This is a genomic window from Xanthomonas sp. AM6, assembly GCF_025665335.1.
GTDB lineage: Bacteria > Pseudomonadota > Gammaproteobacteria > Xanthomonadales > Xanthomonadaceae > Xanthomonas_A.
This window is the reverse complement of sequence record NZ_CP106869.1, coordinates 862335-877832: the sequence shown is the minus strand read 5'-3', so window position 1 is coordinate 877832 and position 15498 is coordinate 862335. Positions and strand designations below refer to the sequence as shown.

The window sequence follows — 15498 nt, the reverse complement described above, 5'->3', positions numbered from 1 at the left end:
GCTTCAGCCGCGACCGGGCGTTACCGGTAAGGCCGGTCGCGGCTGAAGCCGCTCCTACGACGAGCCTGTCAGGCCGCCTGACGGCGCTCATGGTCCGAGGCAATCCGGAGCCCCTCCTTCAGCGCGATCGCCGGTGCCTCGCTGGTCGCGCTGCCGTCGCGTTCGGCACCGGCAGCGCAGCGTGCATACGATGCCGCGGCCCTGCGAACGGCCAACGAAAAACGCGCCACCGCTAGGCGATGGCGCGTCTGTCTTCGCGCGGCAGTGGACGCCAGGCTCAGTCCGCCCAGCGCCCCGGGCCGGTGGACTGCGGCAGCACCTGCACCGACAGCGGGCGGTCCTTCTCCAGCAGGTTCAGCGCGTCGGCCAGGATCGCCGCCGATTCGCGCAGCAGCGGATCCGGGCGCTTGTCGACCAGCTTCTCGCGCGCGGCGTCCTTGACGATGTCGCGCTCGTTGCCGGTCAGGCCGTCGTCGCTGCTGTCGTCGGCGAGCGGGTCCAGCGGCAAGCCGAGCTGCTTGCGCATCTCCTGGCGCTGCTTGCGCTGCACGTCCTGCTTCTCGCGCTCGGCGCGGCGCTCGGCCTCGTTGAGCACCACGTACTTCTTCGCCGCCTCGGTGCGGAACTGCTGCACGTCCTCTTCCCACCACTGGAATTCCTTGTCGCTGGCGATGCGGCTGGCATGCAGCGTCTCCAGCCGCGGCAGCAGCGGCGCGAAGTTGCCGTACTGGGTGTGCGGCACCGCGGCGATGCGGGTCCACGGCAGGGCGTTGTCGTAGGTGCTCTCGCCGAACTCGGTGGCATCCACGCTGGCCGGGAACGCGATGTCCGGCACCACGCCCTTGTGCTGGGTGCTGCTGCCGCTGACCCGGAAGAACTGGGCGATGGTCAGCTTGACCTGGCCGAAGCGGTCGGTCTCGTTGGCCGGCCAGCGGTCCAGGTCGACGATGTTCTGCACCGTGCCCTTGCCGAAGCTGGTCTCGCCGATGACCAGGCCGCGGCCGTAGTCCTGGATGGCGCCGGCGAAGATCTCCGAGGCCGAGGCCGAACCGCGGTTGATCAGCACCGCCAGCGGGCCGTCCCAGGCCACGCCCGGCTTGTCGTCGCTGTTGACGGTGACGCGGCCGCCGGATTCGCGCACCTGCACCACCGGGCCCTGCTCGATGAACAGGCCGGTCAGTTCGATCGCCTCGTCCAGCGAGCCGCCGCCGTTGTTGCGCAGGTCCAGCACCACGCCGTCGACCTTGTCGGTCTTGAAGCCGGCCAGCAGCTTGGCCACGTCGCGGGTCGCCGAGGCGTAGTCGCTGGCGTTGCGGCGGCGGCCTTCGAAGTCCTGGTAGAACGCCGGCAGCTTGATCACGCCGACGCGCCGCGCCGGCACCCCGTCCTTCGCCGGCAAGGCGATGGTCTCGGCCTTGGCGGCCTGTTCGGCCAGGCGCACCTTCTGCCGGGTCAGCAGCAGCTGGCGGTGCTTGCCGTCCACGCCGGCCTCGGCCGGGATGTATTCCAGCCGCACCTGGGTGTCCTTGTCGCCGCGGATCTTGGCCACGACGTCGTCGATGCGCCAGCCGATCACGTCCTCGACCTGGCCGGACTTGCCCTGGCCGACGCCGACGATGCGGTCGCCCGCCTTCAGCGTGCCGTCCACCGCGGCCGGGCCGCCCGGGATGACCTCGCGGATCACCACCATGTCGTCCTGCTTCTGCAGCTGCGCGCCGATGCCTTCCAGCGACAGCGACATCTGCTGGTTGAAGTTCTCGGCGGTGCGCGGGGTGAAGTAGTCCGTGTGCGGGTCGACGGTGTTGGTGTAGGCGTTCATGAAGAACTGGAACACGTCCTCGCTCTTGAGCTCCTTCACCGAGTCGGCGAGGTTGGCGTAGCGCTTGTCCAGGGTCTTGCGGATGTCCTCGGGCTTCTTGCCGGCCAGCTTGAGCCGCAGCCAGTCGTTCATCACCGACTTGCGCCACAGATCGTCCAGCTCCTGGTTGTCCTTGGGCCACGGCACGTCCTTGCGGTCGTACTCGAACTTCTCCGTGCCGTTGAAATCGAAGTCCTGCTTGAGCAGCTTGCGCGCATAGCCGATGCGCTCGTCCACGCGCTGGCGGTACACGGCGAACACCTGGAACGCCGGCTCCAGCTGACCGGAGGCGATGTTGGCGCCGAGGTTGGTCTGGAACGGGGCGAACCTGTCCACGTCGGCCTGGGTGAAGAACTGCTTGCTGCCGTCCAGCGTCTCCAGGTACTTCTTGAAGACTTCCTTGGAGGTCGCCTCGTCGAGCGCGCGCGGCCGGTAGGCGTAGCGGCTGTCGGAGAGCAGCCCGTACACTAGCTTGGCGGTGGTGGCCTGGTCGGCGGTCGAGGCCGCCGGCAGCGCCGGCGCGTCGGTGCGGGCGAACAGCGCCAGCGGCGCGGTCAGCGCGAACGCCAGCAGAACGGCAGAAGCTTTGAATTTCATCTACGTACTCTCGGCACCAGGCCGTCAGGGGGGCTGCAGATTGCGTGAGACAACACGACAGTGCCGCAAGTTGCAGGCCGTGTCACCTGTTCCTGAACCAGACTAGCGGCGGCTCGGTAGCGAAGTGTGAATGGCGCCGGTGCGGGCACCACGGGCGTGCGCACAGGCAGGCGCAGCGGGCATGCGGCGCGCGCCGGGCGAACCCGACGCGCCGCTGTCGAAGGGCGGCAGCGCCGCCGCCGCGCCGGCTCAGGCGGCGACGCCGGCCCCTGCCGCCTGGCGGTCGGCGTGGTAGGACGAGCGCACCATCGGCCCGGAGGCGACGTGGCTGAAGCCCAGCGCGTTGCCGTACTCCTCCAGCGCCTTGTATTCCTCCGGCGTCCAGTAGCGCATCACCGGGTGGTGGTGCGCGGTGGGCTGCAGGTACTGGCCGATGGTGACCATGTCCACGTCGTGCGCGCGCAGGTCGCGCAGCGTGGCCTGCACCTGCTCCATGGTCTCGCCCAGGCCGAGCATGATCCCGGACTTGGTGGCGATGGCCGGGTGCTGCGCCTTGAACTTCTGCAGCAGGGTCAGCGACCACTGGTAGTCGGCGCCGGGGCGCACGTTCGGGTACAGGTCCGGCACCGTCTCGATGTTGTGGTTGAACACGTCCGGCGGATTGGTTGCCAGGATCTCCAGCGCGCGGTCCATGCGGCCCTTGCCGCGGAAGTCCGGGGTCAGGATCTCGATGCGCGTGGCCGGGGCCTTGGCGCGGATCGCGCCGATGCAGTCGGCGAAGTGCTGGGCGCCGCCGTCGCGCAGGTCGTCGCGGTCGACGCTGGTCACCACCACGTAGCGCAGGCCCATGTCGGCCACGGTCTGCGCCAGGCTGGCCGGCTCGCTCGCGTCCGGCGGCTTGGGCCGGCCGTGGGCGACGTCGCAGAACGAGCAGCGGCGGGTGCAGACCTCGCCCAGGATCATGAAGGTGGCGGTGCCGTGGCTGAAGCACTCGTGGATGTTCGGGCAGCTGGCTTCCTCGCAGACCGTGACCAGGCGGTTCTCGCGCAGCTTGGCCTTGAGGGTCTGCACCGCGTTGCCAGACGGGATCCGCACCCGGATCCACGACGGCTTGCGCAGCACCGGCGCGTCGGCGAACTGCACCGGCGAGCGGTTGATCTTGTCCCCGCCCAGCTGCTTGACGCCGGCCTGCAGCGGCGCGGGCGCGCTGTCGCCGGAAAGGACCTGCAAGGGGATGGTGCGTGCGCTGGGCTGGGTCATGGCGTCGTCGGCGGGCAGGCGGTCAGGCCGCGTGCGTGAGCGTGAGGTCGGGCAGGGCGTCGAGCGGCTGCAGGGTCAGCCCGAACTGGCGCGCCAGTTGGGCCAGCAGCACCGGTTTGACGGCCTGCATGCCGGAGGGACCGCCCAAGTCTAGCACCGAGGTCACCTGCAGGCCCTGGTAGCCGCAGGGGTTGATGCGGTGGAACGGCTCCAGGTCCATCGCCACGTTGAACGACAGGCCGTGGAAGGTGCAGCCGCGGCGCACGCGGATGCCCAGCGCGGCGACCTTGGCCGCGCCGACGTAGACGCCGGGCGCGCCGTCGCGGCGCTGGCCGAGGATGTTCCATTCGTCCAGCGTGTCGATGATCGCCTGCTCGATCCGGCACACGTAGTCGCGCACGCCGATCTTCAGCCGGCGCAGGTCCAGCAGCGGGTACACCACCAGCTGGCCGGGGCCGTGGTAGGTGACCTGGCCGCCGCGGTCCACGTGCAGCACCGGGATCTGGCCCGGCGCCAGCACGTGTTCGGGCTTGCCGGCCTGGCCGAGGGTGAACACCGGGTCGTGCTCCACCACCCACAGCTCGTCGGCGCTGGCCTCGCCGCGCGCATCGGTGAAGCGCTGCATCGCCCGCCACACCGGTTCGTAGGGCTGGCGGCCGAGATCGCGGACCCGGCACGGCGGCAATGCCGAGGCCGGTTCCGGCGACGCTGCGCGGTCGCCGGCTACAGCGTCCACTTCACTTCCGGATGCTCGCGCAGCGCCACGTGCGCGGCGTCGTACTGGGCGCGGTCGGCGGCGCGGAAGGCGATCCGCACCGACACGTACTTGCCGTTGGACGAATGCTTCCAGCTGATGCGCTCTTCCAGCACGTCCACGCCGGCCTGCGCGAGCAGGCGCGGCAGCTCGGTCTCCAGCCCGGTGTTGGCGGTGCCCATCGCGCTGAGCTCGAAGACGCCGGGGAACTGGAAGCCGTGTTCGGGATTGTCGGAGGTGATGTCCATGGCTGCATTATCGGGCCGCCGCCGGGCAAACCCAAGGCCGCGCCGCGCGGGCGGCGGCCGCGGCGGACCGTCATGCGGCGGCAGCCTCGCATCGTCGGCATGCGCGCGATGTTGGCAAGCGGCGCCAGTGGGACGAAGCGATACGGCCGCATGGCTTTCCCCCGGCCGGCACGGCATCCTATGCTGGGCTTCAGCCCCTTCCGCGGCAGGCTTTCACGGCATCCGCGCAGCCGGCCCGCTAGCGTCGCCACACCCTCCCCCCTTCCTTGCACAGGGACGTCGCCATGCTGTCATCGCGCCTGCCTCTCGCCGTTGCCGTCGCCGCTGTTCTCGCCATCGCCTCGCTGCCCGCCGCCGCCGCCGACCGTTGCACCGGCAGCGCCCTGCAGGACACGCCGCCCACGGTGAACCTGCGGGTCGACAACGACCTGTTCGGCGGTGCCGGCCAGGACCAGGGCTATACCAACGGGTTCGGCGTGACCCTGGTCTCGCCGAACCTGGTCGACTTCACCGACGACCCCTGCCTGCCGCGGCTGGCACGGGCGGTCAACCGCTACCTGGAACGCCTGCACCCGGGCGAGTTCGAGCAGCAGAACATGGTCTTCAGCTTCGGCCAGGCCATCTACACCCCGACCGACAAGACCCGCCGCGACCTGATCAAGGACGACCGCCCCTACGTCGGCGTGCTGGCGATGAGTTTCGGCTACAACGCGCGCAACCAGGACCGCCTGCGCACCACCCAGTTGCTGCTGGGCATGGTCGGCCCCTCGGCGCAGGGCAAGCAGGTGCAGGACATGGTGCACGATGCGCTCGGCGACGAGAAGTTCCTCGGCTGGGACAACCAGCTGCACGACGAACCGGTGTTCCGCGTGCTGCACGAACGCATGCGCCGCTGGCCCGGCGACGCGGCGGTCAACGCCGACGGCTGGGGCTGGGACGCGATCAGCCACTGGGGCGGCGCGCTCGGCACCCTGGAGACCCATGCCAACGCCGGCGCCGAAGTGCGCTTCGGCTGGAAGCTGCCGGACGATTTCGGCAGCTCGCCGCTGCGCCCGGCCGGCGAGAACACCGCCCCGCCCCGCTACGGCATGGGCCGCGGCTGGTCGGCGCACCTGTTCCTGACCAGCGACGCGCGCTGGGTGCTGCGCGACATCACCCTGGACGGCAACACCTTCCGCGACAGCCACAGCGTGAAGAAGCGCCCCTTCGTCGGCGAAGCCGGCTTCGGCCTGGCGGTGATGCGCGGCAAGTGGAAGTTCGCCCTGGCGCGCTACTGGAGCACCCGCGAATTCGACCTGCAGAAGCAGACCCCGGTGTTCGGCAGCTTCACGATCAGTCGGCGTCTCTGAAAGGCCGGGATTGGGGATTCGGGATTGGGGATTGGAAAGCGCTCCCGGCTTCAACGAATCCCCAATCCCGAATCCCCAATCCCGAAAAAGCCGGCGCAAGCCGGCTTTTTTTCAACTCACTCGGCTTCCCACCACATCCAGAAGCTGTCCCACAGGCGCTTGAAGAAGCCGGCCTCCTCGACCGCCTTCAGCGCCACCAGCGGGGCCTGCGCGACCACCTTGCCGTCCAGCGAGACCTTGACCGTGCCGATCGCCTGGCCCTGCTTGATCGGCGCTTCCAGGGTCTTGGGCACGTCGATCGACGGCTTCAGTTCGTTGTAGCGGCCGCGCGGCACGCCGACCAGCAGCGGCTGCGCCACGCCCAGCAGCACTTCCTTCTCGGTGCCCTTCCACACGCGCTGCTGCGCGACCTGCTTGCCCGGTTCGTACAGGCGGTGGGTCTCGAAGAAGCGGAAGCCCCAGTTCAACAGCGCCAGGCTGTCGTCGGCGCGCTGCTTCTCGGAGCTGTCGCCCATCACCACCGCGATCAGGCGCTGGTCGCCGCGCTGCGCGGAGCTGAGCAGGCAGTAGCCGGCCTCGGAGGTGTGGCCGGTCTTGATGCCGTCCACGCTGGGGTCGCGCCACAGCAGCAGGTTGCGGTTCTGCTGGGTGATGTCGCCGACCTTGAATTCCTTGATCTTGTTGTAGGCGTAGGTTTCCGGATAGTCGCGCACCATCGCCCGGCCCAGCAGCGCCAGGTCGTAGGCGGTGGTGTGGTGGCCTTCGGCGGACAGGCCGTGGGCGTTGACGAAGTGCGAACCGGTCATGCCGAGCTTGGCCGCGTAGTTGTTCATCAGCGCGGCGAAGGCTTCCTCGCTGCCGGCGGTGTGCTCGGCCAGCGCGATCGCCGCGTCGTTGCCGGACTGGATCGCCATGCCCTTTTCCATGTCCTCCAGGCGCGCGGTCTGGTTGACCGGGAAGCCGCTGTAGCTGCCGTCGGTGCCGGCGCCGCCCTCGCGCCAGGCGCGTTCGCTGAGCATGACCTGGTCGTCGCGCTTGATCTTGCCCAGTTTCAGTTCGGCGGCGACCACGTAGGACGTCATCACCTTGGTGATGCTGGCCGGGGCCACCTGCACGTGTTCGTTCTCGCCGGCCAGCACCTGGCCGGTGGCGTAGTCCATCAGCACCCAGGACTTGGACACGGCCGGCCTGGGCGCCGGCGGGATCGCCACGGCAGCGGGCGCGGCGGCAGCGGCAGCAGGCTGTGCCGGCACCGGGCCGGGGGTCTGCGCGGAAACCAGGCCCACGGCGAAGGTGGCCACGGCGGCGACGGCGAAGCGGAATTTCATCTAACACGACTCCTGGCGGGCCCGAGGGCCGATGGTAAACGAGGCATTGTAGGGCCAGCCGGCGCCTGGCCAGGCGCGGCGGCGGCGCAGGCAGGAGCCGGCGTTAAGCGATCGGCGGCCGAGCGCCGGGTAAACACCGAGCGAGCGCTGCGCACGCCTCGGCGTGGCGTGCGATCCGCGCGCGCTCAGTCCTTGACGATCTGCGGACGCCCGAAACCGAGGCCGGCGATGCGGCTGGCCAGTTCCGCGGCGCGGCCATGGTCCTCGGCCGCGACCCGCAGCCGCCACAGCGTGCGCCCGCCGGAGACGATGTCGCTGACGCTGGCGCCGGCGATGCCGGCCGAGGCCAGCTGCGACAGCGCGCGGTTGGCGTTCTCGCGGCTGGCGAAACTGGCCACCTGCAGCAGGATGCCGAGCGGGCCGCGCGCGCCTGCGTTGTCGGCGAGCGCGCGCGGTGCCGGCGCGGCCGGGGCCGGTGTCACGGCTGCCGCAACGCTGGGAGCTGGCGCAGCCGTCGCGGTGGCGCGCCGCGGCGGCGCAGCGGCCACGCTCGCTCCGGCCTTGGCCGGCGTGTCGAGCTTGGCCGGCTTGCCGGTGGCCACGCGCACGCCGCGCGATTTCATCCAGTCGTCGAAATGGTCGGCATTGGCCGCGGTGTCGGCATCGGCCTGCACGCGGTAGCGCCAGCGCTCGCCTTCCGGCAAGGCCGCCGCGGTCGCGGCGGCACTGGTAGCGGTGGGCGCGGCCGCCGCCGCGCTGCGCGCCGGCGCCTTGGCCGCGGCGACGGCGGCCGACTTGGCCGGCAGTGCCTTGACCAGGTTGTCCATGTCGGTGGCGCGGCGCGCCGCGGCGGACGGCGCGGCGGTGCCGGCGCCCGGCGCCGCGCTGGCCAGCATGGTGCCGGTCGCGACCTGCTTGCCGGCACGGCGCGCGGCGAGCAGGTTGCCGTTGTCGGCCGGGGTCAGCCCGCGCACTTCGACCCGGCCGGTGCCCTTGCCGGTGATGCCGAGCTTGACCGCCGCCGCATAGCTCAGGTCGATGACCCGGTCGTCGTGAAACGGGCCGCGGTCGTTGACCCGCACCACCACCGATTCGCCGTTGTCCAGGTTGGTGACCAGGGCGAAGCTCGGCAGCGGCAGGGTCTTGTGCGCGGCGGTGAACGCGTACATGTCGTAGACCTCGCGGTTGGAGGTCAGCCGGCCGTGGAACTTGCTGCCGTAGTACGAGGCGGTGCCGCGTTCGACGTAGCGGTGCGGGTCGTCGATGATCCTGTATTCGCGGCCCAGCACCATGTACGGCGAGCGGTTGCCGATCGCCGAGCGCGGCTCGTCGGTGACCAGCGGCTCGGGGATGCAGGCGACGTTGGGCACGTAGTCGGGCGTGCTGTCGCTGACCCCCGGCGCGTACAGGCCGCCGGCGGTGTAGTTGCCGCGCGTGGACGGGTCCTCCTTGGCCGGTGCGTACGGCGAGGTGGACGGGCAGCCGGTGGCGACGTGCGCCGGCCCGCGGCCTTCCACCTTGACCCCGGGCGCTGCGGCCGCGGCGCCGGTGGTCTTCTTCGGGGCGCTGCTGCAGGCGGCCAGCGCCAGCAGTGCGACGACGGGGGCGATCCGGAGCAGCGCGTTCGGGTTCATGCCGGGGGTAACTCCTTGCCGGCGATGGCCTGGGACAACTGGTACACGGCCATCGCGTACATCTTGGAAATGTTGTAACGGGTGATCGCGTAGTAGTTCTGGAAGCCCAGCCAGTACTGCTTGCCGGCGCTGCCGTCGTCGAGCGCGATCGGCGTGGCGGTGGCGCCGGCCGGGACCGGCGCGCTGGGCTGGTAGCCGCGCGCGGCCAGGTCGGCCAGCGAATGGTTCGGGGTCCAGTCGGTGGGATTGAATTCCTCGGCGCCGGGGCGCAGCGTGGCCGGCACCGCGACCAGGCCGTCGCGCACCCAGCCGCCCTTCTTGACGAAGTAGTTGGCGATCGAGGAGAACGCGTCGTCGTAGTCGGTGAACAGGTTGCGCTTGCCGTCGCCATCGCCGTCGACCGCGAACTGGCGGTAGCTGGACGGCATGAACTGGCCCAGGCCCATCGCGCCGGCGTAGCTGCCGATCAGCTTGGTGACGTCCAGGTTCTCTTCGCGGCCGAGCGCGAACAGCTGGCCGAGTTCGTCGCGGAAGAACAGTTCGCGGCGCACCTCGCGTTCGAGCTTGGCCGGATCGCCGCTGCGCGGATAGCGGAACGCCAGCGTGTACAGCGCATCGAGCACGCGGTAGCTGCCGGCGTTCTTGCCGTAGCTGGTCTCCACGCCGATGATCGCGACGATGATCTCGGCCGGCACGCCGGTGCGCGCCTGCACCCGCATCAGCTCGTCGCGGTGCGTGGCCAGGAACGCGCGGCCGCCGTCGATCCGCGCCTGGCTGATGAACATCGGCCGGTATTCGTTCCACGGCTTGACCCGCTCGGCCGGGCGCGACATCGCCGCCACGATCGGATCCTTGAACTGCGCCTGCGCCAGCGTCGCCTCGATCTGCGCCGGGTCCAGCCCGTACTTGGCCGCGGTGTCGCGGATGAAGTTGGCGCGCGCGATCTCGAACGGCACCGGGGTCAGGTCGACCGGCGGCGCGGGCGCCGCCTCGGGCGCCGTGCCGGCGGGCAGCACCGGGGTCGCCGGCGGCGGCGCCGACTGCGGCAATGCATTGGCCTGCGGCGGCGGCGTCGGAGCCTTGGGCTGGGTCGCGCATGCGACCAGGCCAAGCGTGATCAGGCAAATCAGCGAGCGTCGAATCATGCCGGCAGGTTAACAGAGTCCAGATGAATTTCCACCAATAACGCCATGAAACAAAAGAACTTTGCCTGGAGTCAAGCGCACTGGCGTATTCATGCCGCGCTGATCCCGGCGGCCAGCGGCGGCGCGGCGCGGGCAGTGCCGGTGGCATTCCCCCGTCGCACCGCAAGGCCGCGGGCGTTGCGTTGGCCGCGGGCAATGTCCACCGTGTGCTCCGTGGGTTGGCAAACGTGGTGCACGGCCGTCCCGTACGCCGCTCTGGCCAGCGCGGCGTTTCTCGGCGGCAGGCCGATGGCTACCCGCAACCACCGGAAACGACGGACCGGGCAGACATGGGCGCTGCGGCACGCGCTGCATCGCGCGCCGCCACGACCGCCCCTGCCGGCAAGCCACCGTCCAGCCCGGCGCCGCACCGGCCCGCGCCGGATATCAGCGCGAAAGCGCCCCGCTCGACGTGCGCAGCGGCGCCGGCTGCACCGCGGCCGCGCGGGAACGCCCGGCGTCGAGCGCGACGATCGGGCCGTGTGCCTCCTCCGCGAGCTGCCGCCAGCGCGTCTCGACGATCGTCGCCAAGCCGGCCGGGCGCTGGTCGAAATGGTGGCCGCCGTGCAGCGCGACGAGCTGCACGCCGCGCTCGCGCAGTTCCGGGCACACCGTGTCCTTCTCCTGGTCGCCGTAGACGCACAGCAGCTGCGATGGCGCGATGCGCGCGATCTCCGGCAGCACCGGTTCGGCGTCGTCGGCATCGCCCAGGTTCAGCCAGTTGCGCACGCGGATCTGGAAATCGGCCTTGTGGTCGACGCCGAACAGCGCCAGCAGCCCGACCTGCGCGCGCTGCGCCGGCGGCAGCCGGTTGTACATGAACGGCATCGCGGTGGCGCCGAAGGAATAGCCGACCAGCAGGATCTTCTGCGGATGCCAGCGCTGCCGGTAGTAGGCGATGACCCGCCCCAGGTCGGCGCTGGACTGCGCCGGCGGCTTGGCATGCCAGAAATAGCGCAGGCTGTCCCAGCCCACCACGGCGATGCCGCGATGCTGCAGGGCCTCGGCCATGCCCTTGTCGATATCGCGCCAGCCGCCGTCGCCGGACAGCACGATCGCCAGCGGCGCGCCCGGCGTGCGCACCGGCAGTTCGGTCAGCGGCAGGTCGTCGAGCGCGCCGCCGCTGGCCGGCGCGTGCAGGTGCGCGGCCACGCGGGCGGCCAGCGCCGTGTCCGGCGCAGAGTCCGCCGGTGCCGCCGCGATATCGACGAAGCCCTGCGCGGCGACGGCGCGCGCGGTGCCGGCGCAGACCTCGCTCGGCGCCGGTGCGACGCCGATCGCGCCGCCCAGGGTCGCAGCCGGTGCATCGCCGACGATGCGTTCGGCCACGGTCGCGCCGGCGCCGGTCCCGGCCAGCATCGGCAGGAAATAGCGCTCGCCGCGCAGGTCGCGCTGCAGGCGCCGGCTCAGTTGCTCGGCATCGTGCCAGGCGTGGCCGCAACCGCGGCCGGCGCGCTGCAGCCGCGCCTGGTAGCGATCGCCGTCGACCGCCGCCACCAGCGCGCCGGTGGCGGCGATGCGCGCGGCCGCCGCCCGCCGCTGCGCCGGCGTGCCGCTGGCGAGCAGGATCACCATGCCCCGCACCGGCCCCGGCGGCTGGGTCAGCGCCACGCGGCCGTAGCCGCAGCAATGCACGATGCCCGGCGCGAAATAGACATGCGCCACGCCATAGCCGAGCAGACCCAGCAGCAGGCACGCCAGCAACCACGATCGCGGGAATTTCATCAACACGCATCCATGCCGGCACGGCCGAGCGGACAGGAACCAGCAAGAGAAGAAAGGGACTGCCGCAAACGGGCGGACGCAGGTGGACGACACGGGCCAGGCCCGGATCGACGTTGCGCGAGGCTCCCTCGGTGGACGCGGGCGCCAGGCGGCGTCGACGCGCGCATGGCTCACCCGGAACGGGTCCTGCGCGCGCGGCGGACCGAAACGAGCGGCACCGCGGCGTGGCATCGGTGCGGATTGTGCGCAGCGCCGACATACGCCGCAATCGGGTGCCACGTCCGCGCTTGCTCGCGGTTAAGCCAGCGCGCGCCGGCTGCCGACACCTGCGGTCGCAGGCAACCGCGCCACGCACGCGCGCACGCGGACAGCCGCGCGCGAAGACTAGTAGCCGTGCACCGGGCGGTGCGCCTTGACCGCCATCACCAGGCCCAGCCCGGCCAGCAGCGACACCGCCGAGGTGCCGCCGTAGCTCATCAGCGGCATCGGCACGCCGACCACCGGCAACAGCCCGGAGATCATGCCGCCGTTGACCAGCACGTAGACGAAGAACGACAGCCCGGTGGCGCCGGCGAGCAACCGCGAGTACGTGTCGCGCGCCTGCACCGCGATCCACAGGCAGCGCCCGATCACCACCAGGTACAGGGTCAGCACCGTGGCCACGCCGATCCAGCCGAATTCCTCGCTGAGCACCGAGAACGCGAAGTCGGTGGTCTGCTCGGGAATGAAGTTCAGGTGCGACTGCGAGCCCAGCCCCCAGCCCTTGCCGTGCAGGCCGCCGGAGCCGATCGCGATCTTGGACTGGATGATGTTCCAGCCGGCGCCGAGCGCATCGTTCTCCGGATTGAGGAACATCATGATCCGGTCCTTCTGGTACGGCCGCAGCAGCCACAGCCAGGCCACCGGCGCGGCCGCGGCGACGCCGCCGACCGCGATGCCCACCCACCACCACGGCAGCCCCGCCAGCAGCAGCACGAAGGCGCCGCTGGCGGCGATCAGCACGCCGGTGCCGAAATCCGGCTGCAGCATGATCAGCGCGGTCGGCAGGCCGATGATCACCGCGCTGACCAGCACCGTGGGCACGCGCGGCGGCAGCGGCATGCGGTGCAGGTACCAGGCCACCATCATCGGCATGCTGATCTTCAGCAACTCGGCCGGCTGCAGGTAGAACACCTTCAGGTCCAGCCACTGCCGGCCGTACTTGCCGGTGCCCAGCGCGAACACCGCCAGCAGCGGCAGCATCGACAGCGCGTAGATCAGCGGCGTCCAGGCGCGCAGGCGCAGCGCCGAGACCCGCGACAGGCCCCACATCGCCGCCGCGCCGATCGCGAAGCGGATGCCCTGCGCCAGCATCAGGTGGTTGCCGCCGGTCTGGCCGCCGGCGCTCTTGAGCACCGCCAGGCCGATCACCATCAGCGCGCCCAGGGCCAGGCACAGCGGCCAGTCCAGGGTGCGGGCGAAACGGCCGCCGAGATCGGCCAGCCAGCGCAGGAAGTCCTTCATCGTTCGTCCGGGATCTCGTCGGGGATCGGCGGCGGCGCGGCCGGCGACGGCACGCTGGCCGCATCCACCGCGACCGGGCCGACCAGCACCGGCAGCTCGCCGGCGGCCAGCGCCACCGCGTCGGCGGCGGCGCGCGAGCCCGGGTCCTCGGCGTAGTACAGCTGGCTGCCGAACGCGGTGGCGCCGCGCAGGCTGTCCAGCGGCTCGATGCCGGCGGGCAGGCGGCCGAGCAGCCAGGCATCGAAGATCTTGCGCGCGATCGGCGCGGCGGTGCTGGCGCCGTAGCCGCCGCCCTCCACCGCGATCGCCAGCGCGATGGTCGGCTGCTCGGCCGGGGCGAAGCCTTCGAACAGCGAGCGGTGGCGCAGGTGCATCGGCAGGCTGCGCGGATCCACCGCGGCGGTGCCCTTGCGGCTGACCACCTGCGCGGTGCCGGTCTTGCCGGCCATCTGGTACGGCGCGCTGACCGCGATCGCATGGCCGCTGCCGCCCGGGCGCATGGTGTCCATCATGCCTTCGCGCACCGCCTGCAGGTTGCCGGGATTGTCGCTGATCGGCTTGCCCGGGCCGAGCGGCACCGGCGTCCACGGCTGGTCGAAGGCGCCGCGCCGCGCCATCACCAGGTGCGGCGTGCGCAGCTGGCCGTCGGCGATGCCCGCCACCGCGCGCACCAGCTGCAGCGGGGTCACCTTCCAGTCGCCCTGGCCGATGGCGATGTTGACCGTGTCGCCCGGGTACCACGCCTCCTTGCGGCTTTTCGCCTTGTACGCCGGCGACGGCACGATGCCGCCGCTCTCGCCGATCAGGTCGATGCCGGTGGGCGCGCCGAAGCCGTAGCGCGACATGTACTGGTCGACCTTGCCGATGCCCATGTCGATGGCCAGCTTGTAGTAGTACGTGTTGACCGACTGCGAGATCGACTTGCGCAGGTCGGTCCAGCCGTGCCCGCCGCGGTGCGAGTCGCCCCAGCCGCGGCTGACCCCGGGCAGGTAGAACATGCCGGTGGACAGGATCTTGTCCTCCGGGCGGCGCGTGCCGCTGTCCAGCCCGGCCAGGCCCATGAACGGCTTGATGGTCGAGCCGGGCGCCACCCCGCCCAGCACCAGCCGGTTGAACTGCGGCCGCGACAGGTCGCCGTTGAGCGCCTGGAAATCGGCATGCGAGATGCCGTTGACGAACAGGTTGGGGTCGTAGGACGGCAGGCTGACCATCGCCAGGATCTCGCCGGTGCGCGGGTCGATCGCCACCGCCGAGCCCTGGTACTCGCCGAACGCGGCGACCATCGCGCGCTGCAGGTCGGCGTCGATGGACAGGCGCAGGTCGGCGCCCGATTGCGCCGGCACCCGGCCCACGGTGCGGATCGCGCGGCCCTGCACGTTGGTCTCGACCTGCTCGTAGCCGACCTTGCCGCGCAGCGCCTCTTCGTAATAGCGTTCCAGCCCGGACTTGCCGATGTGGGTCAACGCCGCGTTGCCCTCGCCCAGCGTCTCCAGGTCCTTCTCGTCGATGCGGCCGACGTAGCCGATGACGTGCGCGAACAGCTCGCCGTAGGGATAGTGGCGGGTCAGGTACGGTTCCAGTTCCACGCCCGGGAAGCGCCAGCGGTCCACCGCGAAGCGCGCGCGCTCCTCCTCGCTGACCCGCAGCTTCAGGGTGATCGGGCGGAAGCTGCGGCTGGCCTTGCGCGCGGCCTGGAAGCGTTCGATGTCCTCCGGCGCCAGCGCGATGACCTTGCCCAGCTCGGCCAGCAGCGCGTCCATGTCGGCGACCTTGTCAGGGGTCACGTCGAGCCGGAACGCGGGCACGTTCTCGGCCAGCAGGCGGCCGTTGCGGTCGTAGATCATGCCGCGCCCGGGCACCACCGGCCGCGGCTTGATCCGGTTGGCGTCCGAGCGCGTGGCGTAGATGTCGTGGTCCAGCACCTGCAGCTTGAAGTACCAGGCGCCCAGCGCGACCAGCGCGACCAGCACGCCGAGGAAGCCCAGCGCCGCGCGGCGCCGGAACTGCTCGGCCTCGGCGTGCGGGTTCTTGTGCGTGCGGCGGGTGGTCAGGGCCACG

General features: G+C 71.1%; 11 protein-coding genes. 1 reads left to right on the top strand and 10 read right to left on the bottom strand.

The features are described 5' to 3' along the window. Positions 1 to 277: 277 nt before the first annotated feature. The 4 genes from OCJ37_RS03630 to OCJ37_RS03615 all read right to left on the bottom strand — a co-directional run bounded on the left by OCJ37_RS03630 (position 278) and on the right by OCJ37_RS03615 (position 4717). Positions 278 to 2455, bottom strand: a complete 2178-nt coding sequence (locus OCJ37_RS03630; protein WP_263112340.1) for a carboxy terminal-processing peptidase — start codon at positions 2453 to 2455, stop codon at positions 278 to 280. Between the two features lie 249 nt (positions 2456 to 2704). Beyond that, complete coding sequence (gene lipA / locus OCJ37_RS03625; protein ID WP_263112339.1) at positions 2705 to 3715, bottom strand: lipoyl synthase; 1011 nt, start codon at positions 3713 to 3715, stop codon at positions 2705 to 2707. Between the two features lie 22 nt (positions 3716 to 3737). Next, a complete protein-coding gene (gene lipB / locus OCJ37_RS03620) occupies positions 3738 to 4340 on the bottom strand; it encodes a lipoyl(octanoyl) transferase LipB (RefSeq protein ID WP_263113573.1) in 603 nt (200 codons plus the stop codon). A gap of 98 nt (positions 4341 to 4438) precedes the next feature. Then, the gene (locus tag OCJ37_RS03615) at positions 4439 to 4717 is read right to left on the bottom strand and encodes a DUF493 family protein (protein WP_263112338.1); all 279 of its coding nucleotides are present in this window, start codon (positions 4715 to 4717) and stop codon (positions 4439 to 4441) included. A gap of 284 nt (positions 4718 to 5001) precedes the next feature. Between OCJ37_RS03615 and OCJ37_RS03610 the strand changes: the two genes are divergently transcribed. Beyond that, positions 5002 to 6066, top strand: a complete 1065-nt coding sequence (locus tag OCJ37_RS03610; protein WP_263112337.1) for a lipid A deacylase LpxR family protein — start codon at positions 5002 to 5004, stop codon at positions 6064 to 6066. Between the two features lie 116 nt (positions 6067 to 6182). Here OCJ37_RS03610 and OCJ37_RS03605 read toward each other — a convergent pair whose 3' ends face one another. The 6 genes from OCJ37_RS03605 to mrdA form a co-directional block, all read right to left on the bottom strand. Next, a complete protein-coding gene (locus OCJ37_RS03605) occupies positions 6183 to 7394 on the bottom strand; it encodes a D-alanyl-D-alanine carboxypeptidase family protein (RefSeq protein ID WP_263112336.1) in 1212 nt (403 codons plus the stop codon). Positions 7395 to 7579: 185 nt separating this feature from the next. Next, on the bottom strand, positions 7580 to 9028 hold the full coding sequence (locus OCJ37_RS03600; protein ID WP_263112335.1) for a septal ring lytic transglycosylase RlpA family protein: 1449 nt from the start codon (positions 9026 to 9028) through the stop codon (positions 7580 to 7582). Then, a complete protein-coding gene (mltB, locus tag OCJ37_RS03595; RefSeq protein WP_263112334.1) occupies positions 9025 to 10173 on the bottom strand; it encodes a lytic murein transglycosylase B in 1149 nt (382 codons plus the stop codon). Before mltB ends, OCJ37_RS03600 begins: the two co-directional genes overlap by 4 nt. A gap of 426 nt (positions 10174 to 10599) precedes the next feature. After that, positions 10600 to 11937 carry a virulence factor family protein gene (locus tag OCJ37_RS03590; protein WP_263112333.1) on the bottom strand — a complete coding sequence of 446 codons (1338 nt, stop codon included), beginning with the start codon at positions 11935 to 11937 and terminating at the stop codon, positions 10600 to 10602. Positions 11938 to 12321: 384 nt separating this feature from the next. Beyond that, on the bottom strand, positions 12322 to 13440 hold the full coding sequence (gene rodA, locus OCJ37_RS03585) for a rod shape-determining protein RodA (protein ID WP_263112332.1): 1119 nt from the start codon (positions 13438 to 13440) through the stop codon (positions 12322 to 12324). Further along, entirely contained in the window at positions 13437 to 15497 is a 2061-nt protein-coding gene (mrdA, locus tag OCJ37_RS03580) for a penicillin-binding protein 2 (protein WP_263112331.1), read from the bottom strand. The genes rodA and mrdA overlap by 4 nt, the downstream gene beginning before the upstream one ends. Position 15498 lies beyond the last annotated feature (1 nt).